We start from the raw sequence: 16,509 nt of genomic DNA, 5'->3' as shown, positions 1-16,509 counted from the left end.
CGGGCGACGCCGAGGCCGCGGGCGCCGCGGGCCGGCGCCGGCGCGGACGGCCCCCGCCCGGCTCCCCTTCATCGGGGCGGACCCGTCCGCACGGTTCCCGGGGGCTCCAGCGGTGGCGCGGTCATCCCGCACTGGGTGCGGCACTGCGGGTGGGGGGCGCCGGGCGCGGGGGAGCGTACGGTGGCCCAGGCCAGCGCGGATCCGGCCACCAACACCCCGGCGCACCAGGGCATGGCGCGCCGGAACGCGCCGTCGAAGGCCTCGGCGGACAGGTACGCGTCCGGGCCCATCCCCGCCAGCAGCGGCAGTGCGGCGACGGCCAGCAGACCGGCGGCGCGGGCGGCGGCGTTGTTGATGCCGCTGGCCAGGCCCGCCCGCCCGGGGTCCACCGAGGCCAGCACGGTCGCCGTCAGCGGGGCCACCAGGGTCACCATGCCGGCGCCCAGGATGAGCAGGGCGGGCAGCACGTCCCGTACGTAGGACGCGTCGGGTCCGGCCCGCATCGTGAGCAGCATGCCGGCCGCGCACAGCAGCGGGCCCACCGTCAGCGGGATCCGGGGTCCGATGCGTTCCCCGAGCTCTCCGGAGCGGGCCGACAGCAGCAGCATCAGGGCGGTGGTCGGCAGCAGGGCGGCCCCCGCGGCCAGCGCCGAGTACCCGGAGACGACCTGGAGCTGGAGCACGATGAGGAAGAAGAACCCGCCGAAGGCCGCGTACACGCAGACGGTGACCAGGTTGACCGCGGTGAACTGGCGGGAGGCGAAGATGGCGGGCGGCACCATCGGATCGGCCCGCCGTCGCTCGACCGTCACGAACGCCCCAACCAGGACGAGCCCGCCCACGGCCGCCGCGACGACGAACGGGGATCCGGACCGGGCCTCGATCAGCGCGTAGGTGATCAGCGCCAGCGCCGCCGCGCCCAGTACCGCGCCGAGCACGTCGAACCGCCCGTGCGCCTGCGGATCCCTCGACTCCGGTACGTGTCTCAGGGCGACGGGCACGCACAGCGCGGCCAGCGGCACGTTCAGCAGGAACACCCACCGCCAGCCCGGCCCGTCCACCAGCCAGCCGCCGAGGAAGGGCCCCACCGCCGCGCCGACACCCCCGAGGCCCGACCACAGGCCGACCGCCCGCCCCCGGTCCTCCGCCCGGATGGAGCCCTGGATGAGCGCGAGGGAGCCGGGGGTCAGCAGCGCGCCCCCGACCCCCTGGAGGGCGCGGGCGGCGATCAGCACGCCGGCGTTGGGCGCCAGCCCGCACAGCAGGGATCCGGCCGCGAACCACACCACGCCGAGCACGAAGATCCGACGCCGTCCGAACCGGTCACCGAGCGCCCCGCCGACCAGGATCAGCCCCGCCAGGGTCAGCAGGTAGGCGTTCACCGTCCACTGCAGGACGGCCAGGTCGGCGTCGAGATCCCGCCCGATGCGCGGCAGCGCCACGTTCACCACGGTCGAGTCCAGCATGGCCATGGCCGATCCGAGGACGGTGGTGAACAGGATCCACCGGCCCCGAGCGGAAGCGAGGCGGACGTCGGGCGCGGGTGAGGTCATGACCCCAGGCTGGCGCGCGCGGTGGCGGAAGGCCACCCGGCGAACGCGCGCGCCACCAGGCCGCGAGGCCCTCCGGGACGGCTCATAAGGCCCTCTTGTAATGAGCATGGCATCTCATTCAGCATGACCCGCGCACGTCACATGCGCACGTTCCGCACAACCTGTCCACAAGGCGTACGAGGAGACCCCACGTGGCCCAACGCAACAGACGATCCTTACGCACGGCGCTCGCCGCGCTCACCTCGGTCCTGCTCCTGCCCGTCGGCGCGGGTGTCGCCGCCGCCGCGCCGGAACCCGGCCCCGTACCGAGCGCGGCCGAGCGCAAGATCGAGCCCGAGCTCCGCACCCAGCTCGACGAGTCGGCCAAAGCCGTCTTCTGGGTCTATCTCGACAGCGCCGCCGACCTGACCGCCGCGGGGAAACAGCAGACCCGCGCCGCCAAGGCAGAAACGGTTCTGCGCCTGAAGAAGGACCACGCCGCCCGCAGTCAGGCGGAGGTGGTCAAGGCCCTGGCCGGAGCGAAGGCCGAGTACACCTCGTACTGGATCGTCAACGCGGTGCGCGTCGTGGGCAGCCAAAAGCTCGCCGGGACGCTCGCACAGCGACCCGAGGTCTCCCGCATCGACGCCGACGACAAGGTCACCCTCCCCGAGCCCGCCGAGGGCCACCGGGAGAAGGCCCTGGCCGACGCCGTCGAGTGGAACATCGACCGGATCAAGGCCCCCCAGGTGTGGGAGCAGACCGGAGTGCGCGGGGAGGGCATCGTCGTCGCGAACATCGACAGCGGCGTGGACCACACCCACCCGGCCGTGAACAACCAGTACCGCGGCAAGAACGCGGACGGGTCCTACGACCACGCCTACAACTGGTTCGACCCGGCGGGCGTCTGCGACACCGCCGCGCCCTGCGACAACAACGACCACGGCACCCACACGATGGGCACCATGGTCGGCGACGACGGCGGCGCCAACAAGATCGGCGTGGCCCCCGGGGCCAAGTGGATCGCCGCCAAGGGCTGCGAGTCCAACTCCTGCTCCGAGGCCTCCCTGCTCGCCTCCGGCCAGTGGATCGTCGCCCCGACCGACCTGAACGGCCAGAACCCGCGTCCCGACCTGGCCCCGCACGTCGTCAACAACTCCTGGGGCGGCTCGGGCGGCGACACCTGGTACCAGGAGATCGTCAACACCTGGCGCGCCGCCGGAATCTTCCCGGCCTTCTCCAACGGCAACGCCGGACCGGGCTGCTCCACCAGTGGCTCCCCGGGCGACTACGCGAGTTCCTACAGCTCCGGCGCCTTCGACATCAACAACACGATCGCGTCCTTCTCCTCGCGCGGCGCCGGCCCCGGCGGCATCGTCAAGCCGAACATCGCCGCGCCCGGCGTGAACGTCCGGTCCTCCGTCCCGGGCGGCGCCTACGAGGCCTTCTCCGGCACCTCCATGGCCTCCCCGCACACCGCGGCCACCGTGGCGCTGCTCTGGTCCGCGGCCCCCGCCCTCGAAGGGGACGTCGCGCAGACCGAGTCCCTCCTCGACGGCACCGCGGCGGACACCGACAACGGCCAGTGCGGCGGCAGCGCGGTCGACAACAACGTCTTCGGCGAGGGCCGGCTCGACGCCCTCGCCGCCCTGAACGCCGCCCCGCGCGGCGCCATCGGCGCGCTCGGCGGCACCGTCCGCACCGCCGGCGGCGAGCCCGTCGCCGGTGTCAAGGTCACCGCCGACGGCCCGATCGACCGTACGGCCACCACGGCCGCCGACGGCAGCTACCGGTTCACCGCCCTGTCCGTCGGCGCGTACGCGCTGACCGCGTCCAAGTTCGGCTACGGACAGCGGACCGCGACGGCCACGGTGACCGAGAACGCCACCGCCACCGGCGACTTCACCCTCGTCCAGGCCGCCTCCGGCAAGCTCACCGGTACCGTCTCCTCGGCCGCCGGGCCCGCCGCCGGCGCGACCGTCACCGTCGCGGACACCCCCGTGAGCGCCACCACGGACGCCCAGGGCCGCTTCGAGGTCACCCTGCCGCACGGCACGTACGACGTGAACGCCGCGCACCCCTCCCGCTGCGTCACCGCGGGTACGGCGAAGGTCACCGTCGGCGGGGACACCACCACCGCCATCGACCTCCCCGAACGCACCGACGGCTACGGCTACGCCTGCGCCGCCGCCGGGGACCGCCCGTACCCCGCCGGGAACCGGCAGCTCGCGCTGACCGGTGACAACACCACCGAGCGCGTCGACCTCCCCTTCCCGCTGCCGCTGTACGGAAAGACGTACGCCCAGGCCTGGATCGGGACGAACGGCACCGTCAGCTTCGGCGGCAACCACACCGGCGACATCAACGGTGACCTGCCGAGCACGGCCACGCCCAACGCGGCCCTGTACCCCTTCTGGGACGATCTCGTCGTCGGCGCGGCGGGCAGCGGCTCGGGCGTCTTCACCGCGGTCACCGGCACCGCCCCGCACCGCAGCTACGTGATCGAGTGGCGCGAGGTGTCCCACTGGTCGGCGCAGACGGAGAAGTTCTCCTTCGCGGCGGCCATCGGTGAGGACGGCGCCGTGACCTACTCCTACAAGGGCACGGGCGGCACCGGCATCAAGGGCGGCTCGACCGCCACCGTCGGCCTGGAGAACGCGACCGGCACCGACGCCTTCAAGTACTCCTTCAACACCCCGGTCATCACCGACGGCCTGTCCATCGGCTTCCGCACCACCAAGAGCGGCGTGGTGGCCGGCCGGGTCCTCGACGCCAACGACGGCAACGGCGTCGGCGGCGCCACCGTGACCGTCGGCAGCGGAGACGGCGCCGTCTCCGCCGTCACCGCGGCGGACGGCGGCTACGTCGTCCAGAGCCCGTCCGGGAACCGGCCGCTCTCCCTGACGGCCCCGTCCTACGAGTCCGCCCAGGCGCCCGTCGACGTCAAGCCGGCCGACGTCACGACCGTGACGCGGACCCTGCGCACCGGCAAGGTCACCGCCGCCAAGAACGCGGTGGAGATCGTCCTGCCCGCCGGCCAGAAGCGCACCCGCACCCTCGACCTCACCAACCCCGGCCTCGGCACCGCGTTCACGGTGGCCGAGGACGCCGCGTGGCTGACCGTCACCCCGGCCGAGGGCAACCTGCCGACCGGCGGCAAGGCGGCGCTCAGCCTCGCGGTGGACACCGGGGGCCTGGCCGCCGGCACGGTACTGACCGCCGACCTGAGGATCAACTCGGCCAGTGGCCGCAGCCCGGTCCTCACCGTCCCGGTCAAGATCGTGATCCCGCGCTACCAGCTCGCCCTGGACGCGGGCTCCGACTACCCCGCCACGGACGCCGCCGGTGACGCCTGGTCCCCGGACCGCAAGTACACCCCCGGCTCCTACGGCTACCAGGGCAACGCCACCGTCCAGTCCACCGGCCGAGCCATCGCCGGTACGGACGACCAGCGGCTGTTCCGAAACGCCCGCGAGGGCATGTACGAGTACCGCTTCGACAACGTGCCGAACGGCACCTACACGGTGGAACTGGGCTTCGCGGAGCTCTCCGCCGCCAAGCCGAACAAGCGCGTCTTCGACGTCCTGGCCGAGGGCGCGCAGGTCCTGCCCTCCCTGGACATCTCGCTGGAGGCCGGCACCTACGCCGCCCTGACCAAGAGCTACACGGTCACCGTCATGGACGGGGTGCTCAACCTCCGCTTCGTCACGCACAGCGGGTTCGGCAAACCCCTGCTGAACACGCTGCGGGTGACCGACCGCCCCGACCGGGGCTGACGCCCACCCGCTGGACGGGCCGGAACGGAAAGCGGGCGGGGCGTCCGGGCGGTTGCCCGGGCGCCCCGCCCCCGGCATTCGGGTGGCGGACGGCGACTTCGCCACCACCTGCCCGGCGCTCCGCGCGGGGCGACGTAGCGTGGCCGACCATGACCACCCCGCACAGCGAGCAGGGCGCCCGGATCGAGGCCCTGGTGCGCCGCGCCGACCCGGACGCGGTCTGGGCGGTCGGCTCGGCGGAGCCCGACCCCGCGGCCGCGGACGGCGAGGACGAGAGCCCCTTCGACGCCGGCGCCCTGACGGGCGTACTGGCCGTGTGGCCCGTGCTCGGCAGCCTCGTCACCCGTGGCGAGCTGGCCCTGCACACCCCCCTCGGCGTCTACGGCGGACCGGCCGCCGACGGGCTGCCCGGCGCGACCACCGCCCACCACCTGCTCACCCACGCCGACGCGCCGGCCGCCCTGGCCGCGCTCACCCGCCTCGCCGAGCACCTGTGCGGCGTCCCGCCGACCGAATTCGCCGCCACCCGCATCTGGGCCCCCCTCGGCATGACCCGTACCCGGCCCGCCGGCGGGACCCTGCACACCACCGGCGCCGACCTCGGCCGGTTCCTGCGGCACCTGCTGTCCGGCGCCGACCGGCCCATCGCCCGCGCCTGGACGGCCGAATCGCTGCGCATCCGCACCGGCGAACTCACCCCCGCCCGCGGCCTGCTCTGGCACCCCGCGCCCGCCGGGGTATGGGCCCACCACGACCCGTCCGGGACCGGGCCCGCCCTGTGGATCTCCCCCCGCCACGGCCGCTGGGCCACCCTGCGCACCACCCCGGGACCCGGCCGCGGCAGCTCCCTGCGCGCCGCGTTCCGGGGAGCCGTGTTTGGGGCAACTCCCGTTGACTGAACTGCTGTTGTACGATCCGAAAGCATGACCAAGACCAGCCGGAAGCCCTCCGACGTGCCCGACCCCAAAACCCGCTGGGACGAGATCACCCCCGGCCTGTGGATGGGCGGGCACATCTGGGCCGACGACACCGGGGGCCTGCGCACCGCCGTCGTCGCGAACGAGTTCGACCTCGTCATCAGCCTGTTCACCCTTCCGGGCCACGGACCGGGTCCGGACGCCGAGCACATCGTCGGCGAGATACCGGACGCCGCCCTCACCACCGTCCAACTGCGCGACGTCCAACACCTCGCCCGCGCCGCCGGACAGGCCCTGGACTCCGGCCGCCGCACCCTCGTGCGCTGTTACTCCGGATACAACCGATCGGGACTCGTCGTGGCCCAGTGCCTCGTCGACCGCGGCGTGCCCGCCGATGCCGCGATCGAGCTGATCCGCCGACGTCGTTCGCCCTGGGCCCTGCACAACCCCGTCTTCACCGAATACCTCACGGCGGGCCTCGACACGGCAGCCCTGCTCGGCGGGCTCGACCCACTCCCGTAGCGCAGTCGGAGCGCGCGCCCCGGGAGGGCGACGTACGGTGATCCGGAAGTCACCATCCGTGGACCGCCGACGTTGCGGGGGTCCCCGGTTGCCCCCCGCCCCCTGCGCACGACGCGAGGAACCCCATGTCCGACGCCGTGACCGTACCGGCCACCGACCCGGATGCCGAAACGCTGGACGCCCTGTGCCGGGAGCTCGCCGAAGCAGCCGACGCCGTCGGCGAGGCCGCCCGGTACGCATCCGGACTCGCTCTCGGAGCCCGGATGCCGGCGGCCGCGCTGCTGGGCCGGGGAGGCCGCCGCCGGGCCTGGCGCACCCTGCTGCGCATCCTCACCGACCCCGCCGGACTCGGTTGGGCCCCGCGCGGGCGGGGCGTGGCGAGCGCCGGTTGGCTCGCCGGGATCCTGGCCGGCCGGGAGAACCTCGCCGTGAGCACCGCCGTGTGCGGTCTGAAGGCCCGGATCCGGGTAGCCGGCCTGGACCGGCCCGAGCTGTACGCCGACCCCGACTGCGCGGCCGTCCTGCTGGCGGTGGCGCAGGACCGGCAGGCCGAGGCCACCCGCGCGTTCCGGGCCGTGGTCCGCGAGCGGGGCACCCGGTACGCCTTCACTGCGCTGGCGCCGTCCTTCGCCGACATCCTGGCCTGGCGGGCCCTGACCGATGAGAACCCCTTCAACGACCACGCGGGCTGGCAGGTCGCCACCGGCCGGGCCGTGACCGCCCGTCCCCTCCTCGGCCTGGGCGCCGCGCTGCGCGCCTTCTTCGACCCGGGCCCGGTACGGGAGGATCCGCCGGCCCCGGGGGAGGGCGCGCCGTTCGGCGCCGATACCACCGCCACCCTGGCCGGCTACGTACGCAACACCGGATTGATCGGCGGCCTCGACGCCGTGCTCGTCCAGGAGCTGACCGGTACGGACGGCACGCTGCGGCACGTGGTCCACCTCCCGGACCGGGACCGCGTGACGCCCCGCGCGGTGGCGCGGGCCGTGCGCGGCGACGTCCCCTCGGGCGCCGAACTGGCCCTCGTCGGCCGGGGTCTGGGCGCGGCCACCGCACTGGAACTGTCCCGGGACCGGGATTTCACCGCCGTCTACGCCGTCACGCACGTCGTGGCCGTCGGCCTGCCCGCCGGGGTGGCGGCGCACGCGGGTCCCCGTACCCGGCTCTGGTGCGTACCGGGGGCGGGAGCCGCGGACGCGGCGGACCTCGGCGGCGGGATCGCGCTCTCGCGGCTGGTCCCGCTGCCCGACCGTGACTGATCCCGGCCGGCTCCCCGCCGACGACACTCCCTTGGAGGAGCCCGTGAGCGACCGCCCCCGGCCGGTTCCGGGTCCGTCCGCCCCGGCCGACGGCCTGCGCACCCACTGCGCCGCCCTGCGCTCGCACGCCCGACGGTTGCGCGCGGGTGCCGCAGCGCTGGACTGGCGCGGTCCGCAGGGCGACGCGTTCCGGGCCGAGGTCACCGCGCTCGCGGACCGCCTCGCGACGGCGGCCGACGGGTTCGCGCTCGCCGCCGCGCAGTTGGACGGCGGCCGGCGCCGCCCGCGCGGCTGATTCCCGCGGGCGGCGCCGGACTTCGGTGCGGCGGAACGCTCAGAGGACGAGCGAGAGCAGCATGACGAAGCCGAGGCCGACCACCGAGATGATGGTCTCCATCACGGACCAGGTCTTCAGGGTCTGTCCGACGGTCATCCCGAAGTACTCCTTGACCAGCCAGAACCCGGCGTCGTTGACGTGGCTGAAGAACAGCGAACCCGCGCCGATGGCCAGGACCAACAGGGCGGTCCCGGTGGTGTCCATATCGGCGGCGAGGGGAGCGACCAGGCCCGCGGCGGAGATGGTGGCCACGGTCGCCGATCCCGTGGCGAGCCGAATGGTCACGGCGATGAGCCAGGCCAACAGCAGGGTCGGAACGGCCCAGTTCTCGGACAGTTCCAGGATCATCCGTCCGACGCCCGCGTCGATCAGGGTCTGCTTGAAGCCGCCGCCCGCGCCCACGATCAGCAGGATGCCCGCGATGGGCGCCAGCGACTTCTCGACGGTGGTCGAGAGCCGCTCCTTGGTGAAGCCGGCGGCCCGGCCGAGGGTGAACATCCCGACGAGCACCGCTGCCAGCAGGGCGATCAGTGGGGAGCCGGCGACGTCGGTGACCCGCTGGACGCCGTTGGCGGGGTCGTTGATGACGATGTCGACCAGCGCCTTGACCAGCATCAGCGCCACCGGCAGCAGCACGGTGAAGACGGTCGCCCCGAAGCGCGGTCGGTGTGCGGGATCCACGGAAGGGCTCTGCGGGATCATGTGCTCGGGCGCGGGAATGTCCACCCAGCGGGCCGCGTACCGGGCGAACAGCGGACCCGCGATGATCACGGTCGGGATGGCGACGAGCACACCGAGGGCGAGGGTGACGCCGAGGTTCGCGTGCAGCGCGTCGACGGCGACGAGCGGACCGGGGTGCGGCGGGATCAATCCGTGCATCACCGAGAGCCCGGCCAGTGCCGGGATGCCGATCCGCATCAGGGAGTAGTTGCCGCGCTTGGCGACCAGCAGCACGACCGGGATCAGCAGGACGATGCCGACCTCGAAGAACAGCGGCAGGCCGATCACGGAAGCGATCAGGACCATGGCCCAGGGCATGGCCCGGCCGTTCGCCCGGGCCAGGATGGTGTCCACGATCTCGTCCGCGCCGCCGGAGTCCGCCAGCAGTTTGCCGAGGATCGCGCCGAGCGCGATCAGCACGCCGACGCCCGCGACCGTGGAGCCGAGCCCGGCGGTGAAACTGGTGACCGTCTTGGCGAGCGGGGCTCCCGCGAACACGCCGAGGGCGAGCGAGCCGATGGTCAGGGCCAGGAAGGCGTGCAGCTTGAGCCGGGATATGAGCAGGACGATGACGGCGATACCCGCGAGGACGGCGAGGCCCAACTGGGTGTTCCCGGCCGAGGTGATCGGCTCGGTGGTGGCCGCTGCCAGTGTCTCGACGCTGAGACTGGTCACGGTGACGGATCCTCGAATCTCTGGGGGCGGTGCGGCAGGGGGAGCGCGGCGAGCGCGGCCACTGCCCGGGCGGTGATCTCTTCGGGGGACCCGGACACGTCGACGACGACGCCCGGCTCGTCCGCCCGGAGCGGTTCCAGCGTGGCGAACTGCGAATCGAGCAGGGCGGTGGGCATGAAGTGGCCCTGGCGCGCCGCCATCCGGCGCTCGATCAGCGGACGTTCACCGGCCAGGTGGACGAACACCGTCCCGGGAGCGGCGGCCCGCAACCGGTCGCGGTAGGCGCGCTTGAGCGCGGACGCGGCGACGACCCCGCCGGGGGTGCCGGCCCGACCGCGCATCCACTCCCCGATGGCGTCCAGCCAGGGCCACCGGTCGGCGTCCTCCAGCGGGGTGCCGGCGGACATCTTGGCGACGTTGGCCGCCGGGTGGAAGGCGTCGCCCTCGGCGTAGGCGAGACCGAGCGCGCCGGCGAGCAGCCGCCCCACGGTCGTCTTGCCCGTGCCGGCGACGCCCATCACCACAATGACGCGCTGGGAGCTCACGTAGTACCTCGCTGTCCTCGTCGACATCGGTTCGTGTGGCACCACTGAAACCTATTAAGTACTACTTATTCAAGAGTCGGAGGTAAAACATCACACCAGTCGTTCGTCCGGCCGTCACCGTACGCTTACGGCATGACCACCGACGGCAGCCCGGCGCAGGGCCTCCACTCCCTCGTGCTGGACACCCTCGGCCTCGCCATCACGGCCGGTGAGCACCCCGCGGGCAGCGTGCTGCGCACCGACGAGATCGCCGAACGCTTCGACGCCTCCCGCACCGTCGTCCGCGAGGTCGTCCGCGTCCTGGAATCGATGCGGCTCGTCGAATCCCGCCGCCGCGTCGGCGTCACCGTCCGGCCCGCCGACGAATGGAACGTCTACGACCCCCGCGTCATCCGCTGGCGCCTCGCCGGCACCGACCGGTCCCGTCAGCTCCGCTCCCTGACGGTGCTGCGCTCCGCCGTCGAACCGGTCGCCGCCGGCCTCGCCGCCGAACGGGCCACCCCCGATCAGTGCGCCCAGCTCACCGAAGCCGCCCTCGGCATGGTCCGCACCTCCCGCGGCCACCAACTGGAGGGCTACCTCCACCACGACATCGCGTTCCACCGGATCGTGCTGAACGCCTCCGGCAACGAGATGTTCGCCCGGCTGGGCGACGTCGTCGCCGAAGTCCTCACCGGCCGCACCGAGCACTCCGTGATGTTCCACGACCCCGACCCGGCCGCCGTCACCCTGCACGTACGGGTCGCCGAAGCCGTCCGTGAAGGGGACGCGGTCGCCGCCGAGGCCCTGACCCGCCGGATCGCCCTCGGCGCCCTCGACGAACTCGACGTCCTCGCGCCCTGACACCGCCGCCGACGCCGACCGCGCAGCGTACGGACACCGGTTCGGGAGACCGTTCGGGACATCCGGGCCGACGAACGGCCTCGACCTGCTGGCCGCCGCCCGCGCCGCCGCCGGCGACGAGGTGGGCGCCGCGCACGCCTACGGCGCGGGCCACGATACTGGCAGGCCGTCGACCACCCCCAACGCGGCACCCCGGAACTCCGCCCGGTGCGGGCCGAGTTCCAACGCACCGCGCGGAGCGCGCTCGGCGACCGGGCCTACGAGGAGGCCTTCGAGGAGGGCGTCCGGCACGGCCACGCCCAGCGCGGCCGCTCCCACGCCACCTGACCCGGCGCCCGGCCGCGCCCGTCGGGTCCTACGCGGGGGCGGCCGGTTCGCGGGCGGCGATGACGTCGGCGAGCGCGGTCAGGTCCGGCCCGGGGAGCCCGCGTTCGGCGTGGAGCATCCGCAGGACCGTGGTGAGGCGCTCCTCGTCCCGGGGCCGGTGGAGGTTCGCGAGGTACGGGGGCAGCAGCAGGGCGAGCGAGGCGAGGTCGGCGCGGGCGCACAGCCGATCCAGCAGCGGCCCCAACGGATCGGGGCCGTCGGCCGGCCGGGGATCCGTCGCGCGCAGGCCGTCGGCGATGCGCAGGCGCAGCCAATCGGCGTAGGGGCCGGCGGGCAGGTCGTCGAGGCGGGCCGCCCCCGCCTCGAACTGGGCGCGTGCTTCGGCCCGTTCCCCGAGTTCGAGGAGGACGCGACCCAGCGCGCCGTGCAGCGACGGGTAGAAGGGGCGGACGCGTGCGTCGCCCACCCGGTCGGCGAGCTCCAGGCACGCGCGGTTCCAGCGCAGGGTGTCCTCGGGGGTGGACTGGTGTCGGGCCAGGTAGTGGGCGGCGACGCAGGACTCGTAGTCGTCGGAGGCCGCCTCCCAGGCCCGACGGAAGAGGGCGTGTGCCTCGTCGCCCCGACCGGCGGCCTCGGCGGTCATCCCCTCGGTGCACAGGCGGACGACGGTGTTGCGGGGGTCCATGGAATCTCCTTCGGGGGGCCGGTCGGGTGCTCGGGCGGGGCGGGCCCGGGCGGATCGGTAGGGCGGTCGGGCAGTCGGGGGGTCCGGCGGGACGCGGGCGGATCGGTAGGGCGGTCGGGCGGCCCGGCGGGGCCCGGGCGGATCGGTAGGGCGGTCGGGGGGTCCGGCGGGGCCCGGGCGGATCGGTAGGGCGGTCGGGCGGTCGGGCGGGGCCCGGGCGGATCGGCATGGCGGTCGGGCGGGACGTGGGCGGGTCAGGCGTCGGGGAGGGCGACGGGCATGACCAGGGTGGTGAAGCTGCCCTGGTCGGCGGAGCGCACCAGTACGGGCAGGGTCGGTCCCGAGACCTCCAGCAGCACGTCCGGCCCGACCCCGGCCTCCAGCGCCGCCGCCAGCACCGCCGGGTCGAAGGCGAGCCGCACCGCCTCGGACTCCTCGCGTACGGCGGCCAGTGCGACCCGCCCCACCAACAGCCGGTCCCGCCCCAGCTCGACGGGGACCGCCACCGCGTCGGGGCCGCTCTCCAGGGCGCCGAGCAACGCCGCCCGGTCCACGACCACCCGGTGGGCGGGCGCCGCCAACGCCGCGAGCACCTCGCGGTAGGCGGGGTAGGCCCCGGCCTCGACGGCCACCTCGCGCTCGCCGCCCGGATGCCGTACGAGCAGCGGTCTCCCGGCGGACCCCACCGACAGCACCACCTCGGCGGCGCGCGCGGCCCAGGCCCCCAGCGCCACCAGGGCCTGCGCCCCGATCAGCACCTGCCCCGGCGGCCCGCTCACGGCGGCGGGCCGCAGGGTGCGCACCGAGAGCCGGTAGCGGTCGGTGGCTACCAAGCGGACCTCGTCCTCCTCGAACTCCACCAGCACGCAGCCGAGCATCGGGTACGCGGGATCCCGCCCGGCGGCCGGGGCCACCTGCCGGGCCGCACTGGCCAGTTCGGCGCCGCCCAGGGTGAACTCGGTCCGGCCGGAGCCCCCGGGGAGGCCGTCCAGGACGGCGCGGATCGCCGCGTCGGCGGCCCGCCCGTTCTCCCGTACCACCGTACGGTGCCGCTCCAGTACCGCCCGGGCGCCGTCGGGGGGACCGTCGAGCACGGTCACCACGTCCGGCAGGGCCAGGCCGGCCGCGCGCAGGGACCGCAGGAGCACGGCCCGGTCCTGCTGCGCGGCGGAGTAGGAGCGGTATCCGGTCACTCCGTCGACCTGGGCGGGGTGCAGGACGCCGCAGTCGTCGTAGAAGCGCAGGGCGCTCGGCGCGAGCCCGACCCGCCGGGCGAACGCGCTGATGCTCATCAGTTCAGGGGTGCCGTCCATGACGTTGATTGTCGACTTTCATGCCGCTTGAAGGTCAAACGACGCCCGGTGGGGCGGTGACCGACGGCGCCGGGGGAACCGCGCACCGGGTTGTCGCGGTCTCCGTCCCCCGGGTCCGTGATCCGCCCCGAATGCGACCGGACGCGCCCACCGGACGCCCCGTCCGCGACCGGCCCGCCCCCCACGATGGAAGGAGAGGGCCGGAACCGGCTTGTAGGCGTGCGCGCGGCGGTGCGATCCTTCCGCCATGTCGCACACACAACTGCCGGACTACGGGGCGGTCCTCGCGGAGGTGAGGGAAGTGCGGCGGGCCGGCATCGTCCGATTGCGTGAGCTCGGCATACCCGTGCTCACCGGCCTGTCGGCCGGACCGGGGGAGGGGGAGCCCGGAGGGCCGCACTTCCCCGCCGTCGAACGACTCCTGCGCACGGCCGTCGCCTCGATGGGCGGCGGCACGCTCCAGGAGGCGGCCGAGTACAGCCTCGGCCTGGCCCGCGGCACCCGGGACTGGCCGCCGGCCGACCGGCGCAGGCGGGCCGCCCAGGTCTACGGGGTCAGCGTGGAGCGCTTCCGCAAGCACCACGAGCTGATGGTCCTCGGGCAGGTCGCCGAACAGATCGTCCGACGCGCGACCGACACCGACCCGTCCGAGCAGCCGGCGGAGGGACGGGCCCCGCACGGGTCGGACGCGGCCTCCGACGCCAGGAGCGCGGGCCGCCAACTGCCCGCCGGACACCACCGGATAGCCGTCCGGATCGGTGGCCGGGACCACGGGATCACCCTGCACGTGCACGCCGTGGACCTGCTGCGCGACATCGACGTCGTGGTGTCCTCGTCGAACACCCACTTCGCGCTGCCCGAGCCCTACAAGTCCTCCGTGGCGGCCTCGCTGCGCCGCACCGCCGCCCTGCGGGATCCCGCGGGACGCATCGTCGGGGAGCCGGTGCGCGACGAACTCCGGGCCTGGACGGACCGGTACGCGCCGCAGGGCCTGCCGGTCGCGCCCGGCACGGTGGCCGTCACCGGCGCGGGAGCCCTCGAACGCCAGGGCGTCCGGTACATCCACCACGCGGCGGTGGCCGTCCCGCGGCCCGGCACCAACGACTACGACGTCCAGTCCGTGGACGTCACCCGCGCCGTCACCCGCGTCTTCGCCCTGCTCGGCGAGGCCCGCGCGGAGGCGGAGGCCCTGGCCGGGACCGGGACCGGAACGGGCGCCCGCGCCGGAGGCGCCGCGTCGGGGACTGCGTCCAGGGCCGCGTCCGGGACCGTGCCTGGGACCGCGTCCGGGACCGCGTCCGGGACCGTGCCTGGGACTGCGTCCGGGACCGTGCCTGGGACTGCGTCCGGTCCCGGTCCCGGCCCAGGCCCCGGTCCCGACGCGGGGGCCGGGGGCGCCACCGGCGCCGGCGCCGTATCCGGAGTCGGCTCCGGCCCGAATTCCGGATCCGCCGCCGACGCCGCGATCCCCGCGCGTCCCGCGCGTCCCGCGCGCCCCGCGCCCCCCACCTCCGTCTGTCTGCCGCTGCTCGGCGCCGGTCGGGGCGGGCTCTCCGCGGCCGGGAGCCTGGCCGCCGTGTGGGCCGCCGTCGAGGCGGAGCTGGCCCGGGGCGCCGACTGGGACGTCCACCTCGTGGTCCGCAGCCCCGAACGAGCCTTACTGGTAAGGGAGTTACTCGGCTCCACCGTTGTCGACACCGCAGCGGTGGACGACCCCACCAGGGGGGCGTGATCGCGATGACCGACCCCTTGACCCGGCTGGCCGCCGCGGCCGCCGACTGGGACGCGCTCGCCCCCCGGCTGACCCCGGACGACCTGCACCGGCTCGCGCTCCGGCTCGGCGAGTGGCGTGCCTCGACCGGAGCCGCCGCCCGGGACGCCGCCTTCCGCGCGGCCCGCCTGCTGGGCGAGTTGCTGCCCGACCGGTTCCCCGCCGGCAGCCGGCTCGTCAGCACGCCCGACGCCCCCGCCGGCGGCCACCTGGGTTTCCGGGCCGAGGACCTGGCCGTGCTGCTCCTCGACGGCCACCGGATGGTCGGCCCCGTCCTCGGGGAGGTACGGGACCGGTTGCTGGCCGCGCCCTCCCTCGGCGACGAGGAGGTCCTCCTGGCCGGCTGCGACCCGTACGCCCCCGCCCTGATCCGGCTGCCCGCGACCGGCGGCCCGATCCGGCTGCCCGCCTTCCAGTTCGCCCCGGACGGCCGCCTCCGGGACACGGTCCGCGAGGTCAACCTGTTGCTGGACGCCGACGATGACCCCTGGGCCGCCGCCGACTGGTGGCTCTCCCCGAACGCCTGGTTGGACGCGGAACCCGCCCGGCTGCTCGGGACCGCCGACGAACCGCGCCTGCCCGACACCGCCCGGCTCCTCACGGAAGGGGAGTAGCGGACGTGCCCCACTACCGCCCGCCCGCCGCACCGCGGGCCACCCCCGTCAAGGCGACCCTCCCCGCGGGCACCGCGCTCTACCGGGTGCACTCGGCGCGCCGCGACGGCGCGACCTTCAACCCCGTGCCCTCCCACTGCCTATACGGCGGCGGCCGCTTCGACTCGACCTCCTGCGACCCGTACGGCTACCTCTACGCCGGACTGACCCCGGCGGCGGCCGTCGGCGAGAGCGTCCTGCACTCGCTTCCCTTCGACCCCTCGGGCGCGGCCCGGCTCGTGCCCCGGGTGGCAGTCACCGGACGCCGGCTCTCCGCGCTGCGGCTGACGACCTCCGTGGACGTGGTCGCCCTGGTCACGGGGCAGGATCTGGCCGCCGTCCACCAGGACAGCTGGCTGGTCCAGACGGAGGCCCGCGACTACCCGTACACCAGGGACTGGGCCCACTGGATCCGCCGGCACACCGACCCGTGGGCGCAGGGCTTCCTGTGGTCCTCCAAACGCGAACCCGGCGAGCGGGCCCTGGTCCTGTTCTCGGACCGCTGCCCGCCGGGACTGCTCGCCCCCACCGGGGAGGACCCGGTCGACTTCGCCACCCCGGAGGGCCGGCACTGGCTGGATCGGATCCTGCAGCCGTACCACGCGCGTCTCGCCCCCTGACTCCTGGAGCCGTC

At 74.7% G+C, this 16,509-nt stretch carries 14 protein-coding genes; 9 read left to right on the top strand and 5 right to left on the bottom strand.

What is annotated here, in order from left to right:
- Positions 1–68 precede the first annotated feature (68 nt).
- A complete protein-coding gene (locus ACZ4XJ_RS02370; protein ID WP_468494991.1) occupies positions 69–1,553 on the bottom strand; it encodes an MFS transporter in 1,485 nt (494 codons plus the stop codon).
- 191 nt (positions 1,554–1,744) lie between these two features.
- Between ACZ4XJ_RS02370 and ACZ4XJ_RS02365 the strand changes: the two genes are divergently transcribed.
- The 5 genes from ACZ4XJ_RS02365 to ACZ4XJ_RS02345 all read left to right on the top strand — a co-directional run bounded on the left by ACZ4XJ_RS02365 (position 1,745) and on the right by ACZ4XJ_RS02345 (position 8,301).
- Positions 1,745–5,308, top strand: a complete 3,564-nt coding sequence (locus ACZ4XJ_RS02365; protein ID WP_468494990.1) for a S8 family serine peptidase — start codon at positions 1,745–1,747, stop codon at positions 5,306–5,308.
- A 149-nt stretch (positions 5,309–5,457) separates the two neighbouring features.
- The gene (locus ACZ4XJ_RS02360) at positions 5,458–6,207 is read left to right on the top strand and encodes a serine hydrolase domain-containing protein (RefSeq protein WP_468494989.1); all 750 of its coding nucleotides are present in this window, start codon (positions 5,458–5,460) and stop codon (positions 6,205–6,207) included.
- A gap of 24 nt (positions 6,208–6,231) precedes the next feature.
- A complete protein-coding gene (locus tag ACZ4XJ_RS02355; RefSeq protein ID WP_383998410.1) occupies positions 6,232–6,747 on the top strand; it encodes a protein-tyrosine phosphatase family protein in 516 nt (171 codons plus the stop codon).
- A 125-nt stretch (positions 6,748–6,872) separates the two neighbouring features.
- A complete protein-coding gene (locus ACZ4XJ_RS02350) occupies positions 6,873–8,006 on the top strand; it encodes a hypothetical protein (protein ID WP_362876273.1) in 1,134 nt (377 codons plus the stop codon).
- Positions 8,007–8,049: 43 nt separating this feature from the next.
- Positions 8,050–8,301, top strand: coding sequence for a hypothetical protein (locus tag ACZ4XJ_RS02345; protein ID WP_362876274.1), 252 nt, complete (start codon positions 8,050–8,052; stop codon positions 8,299–8,301).
- A gap of 39 nt (positions 8,302–8,340) precedes the next feature.
- Here ACZ4XJ_RS02345 and ACZ4XJ_RS02340 read toward each other — a convergent pair whose 3' ends face one another.
- Together ACZ4XJ_RS02340 and ACZ4XJ_RS02335 are read right to left on the bottom strand one after the other, a co-directional pair.
- Complete coding sequence (locus ACZ4XJ_RS02340) at positions 8,341–9,738, bottom strand: GntT/GntP/DsdX family permease (protein ID WP_362876275.1); 1,398 nt, start codon at positions 9,736–9,738, stop codon at positions 8,341–8,343.
- The gene (locus ACZ4XJ_RS02335) at positions 9,735–10,310 is read right to left on the bottom strand and encodes a gluconokinase (protein ID WP_468495438.1); all 576 of its coding nucleotides are present in this window, start codon (positions 10,308–10,310) and stop codon (positions 9,735–9,737) included. The genes ACZ4XJ_RS02340 and ACZ4XJ_RS02335 overlap by 4 nt, the downstream gene beginning before the upstream one ends.
- Before the next feature lie 105 nt (positions 10,311–10,415).
- On the opposite strand from ACZ4XJ_RS02335, the gene ACZ4XJ_RS02330 reads away from it, so the two are divergent.
- Positions 10,416–11,126, top strand: coding sequence for a FadR/GntR family transcriptional regulator (locus ACZ4XJ_RS02330; protein ID WP_362876277.1), 711 nt, complete (start codon positions 10,416–10,418; stop codon positions 11,124–11,126).
- Positions 11,127–11,481: 355 nt separating this feature from the next.
- Here ACZ4XJ_RS02330 and ACZ4XJ_RS02325 read toward each other — a convergent pair whose 3' ends face one another.
- Both ACZ4XJ_RS02325 and ACZ4XJ_RS02320 read right to left on the bottom strand, forming a co-directional pair.
- Entirely contained in the window at positions 11,482–12,138 is a 657-nt protein-coding gene (locus ACZ4XJ_RS02325; RefSeq protein ID WP_468494988.1) for a hypothetical protein, read from the bottom strand.
- Positions 12,139–12,392: 254 nt separating this feature from the next.
- On the bottom strand, positions 12,393–13,451 hold the full coding sequence (locus ACZ4XJ_RS02320) for a DNA polymerase III subunit beta family protein (protein WP_468494987.1): 1,059 nt from the start codon (positions 13,449–13,451) through the stop codon (positions 12,393–12,395).
- 247 nt (positions 13,452–13,698) lie between these two features.
- On the opposite strand from ACZ4XJ_RS02320, the gene ACZ4XJ_RS02315 reads away from it, so the two are divergent.
- The 3 genes from ACZ4XJ_RS02315 to ACZ4XJ_RS02305 are packed head-to-tail and all read left to right on the top strand — an operon-like array spanning position 13,699 to position 16,495.
- Entirely contained in the window at positions 13,699–15,183 is a 1,485-nt protein-coding gene (locus tag ACZ4XJ_RS02315) for a hypothetical protein (protein WP_468494986.1), read from the top strand.
- 5 nt (positions 15,184–15,188) lie between these two features.
- A complete protein-coding gene (locus ACZ4XJ_RS02310; RefSeq protein WP_468494985.1) occupies positions 15,189–15,836 on the top strand; it encodes a hypothetical protein in 648 nt (215 codons plus the stop codon).
- Between the two features lie 5 nt (positions 15,837–15,841).
- Entirely contained in the window at positions 15,842–16,495 is a 654-nt protein-coding gene (locus ACZ4XJ_RS02305; RefSeq protein ID WP_362876282.1) for an RES family NAD+ phosphorylase, read from the top strand.
- The last annotated feature ends 14 nt before the right edge of the window (positions 16,496–16,509 follow it).

The organism is Streptomyces sp. NPDC029836, from assembly GCF_055574495.1.
The sequence above is the reverse complement of the archived record's forward strand: the minus strand, read 5'-3'. Positions and strand labels throughout refer to the sequence as shown.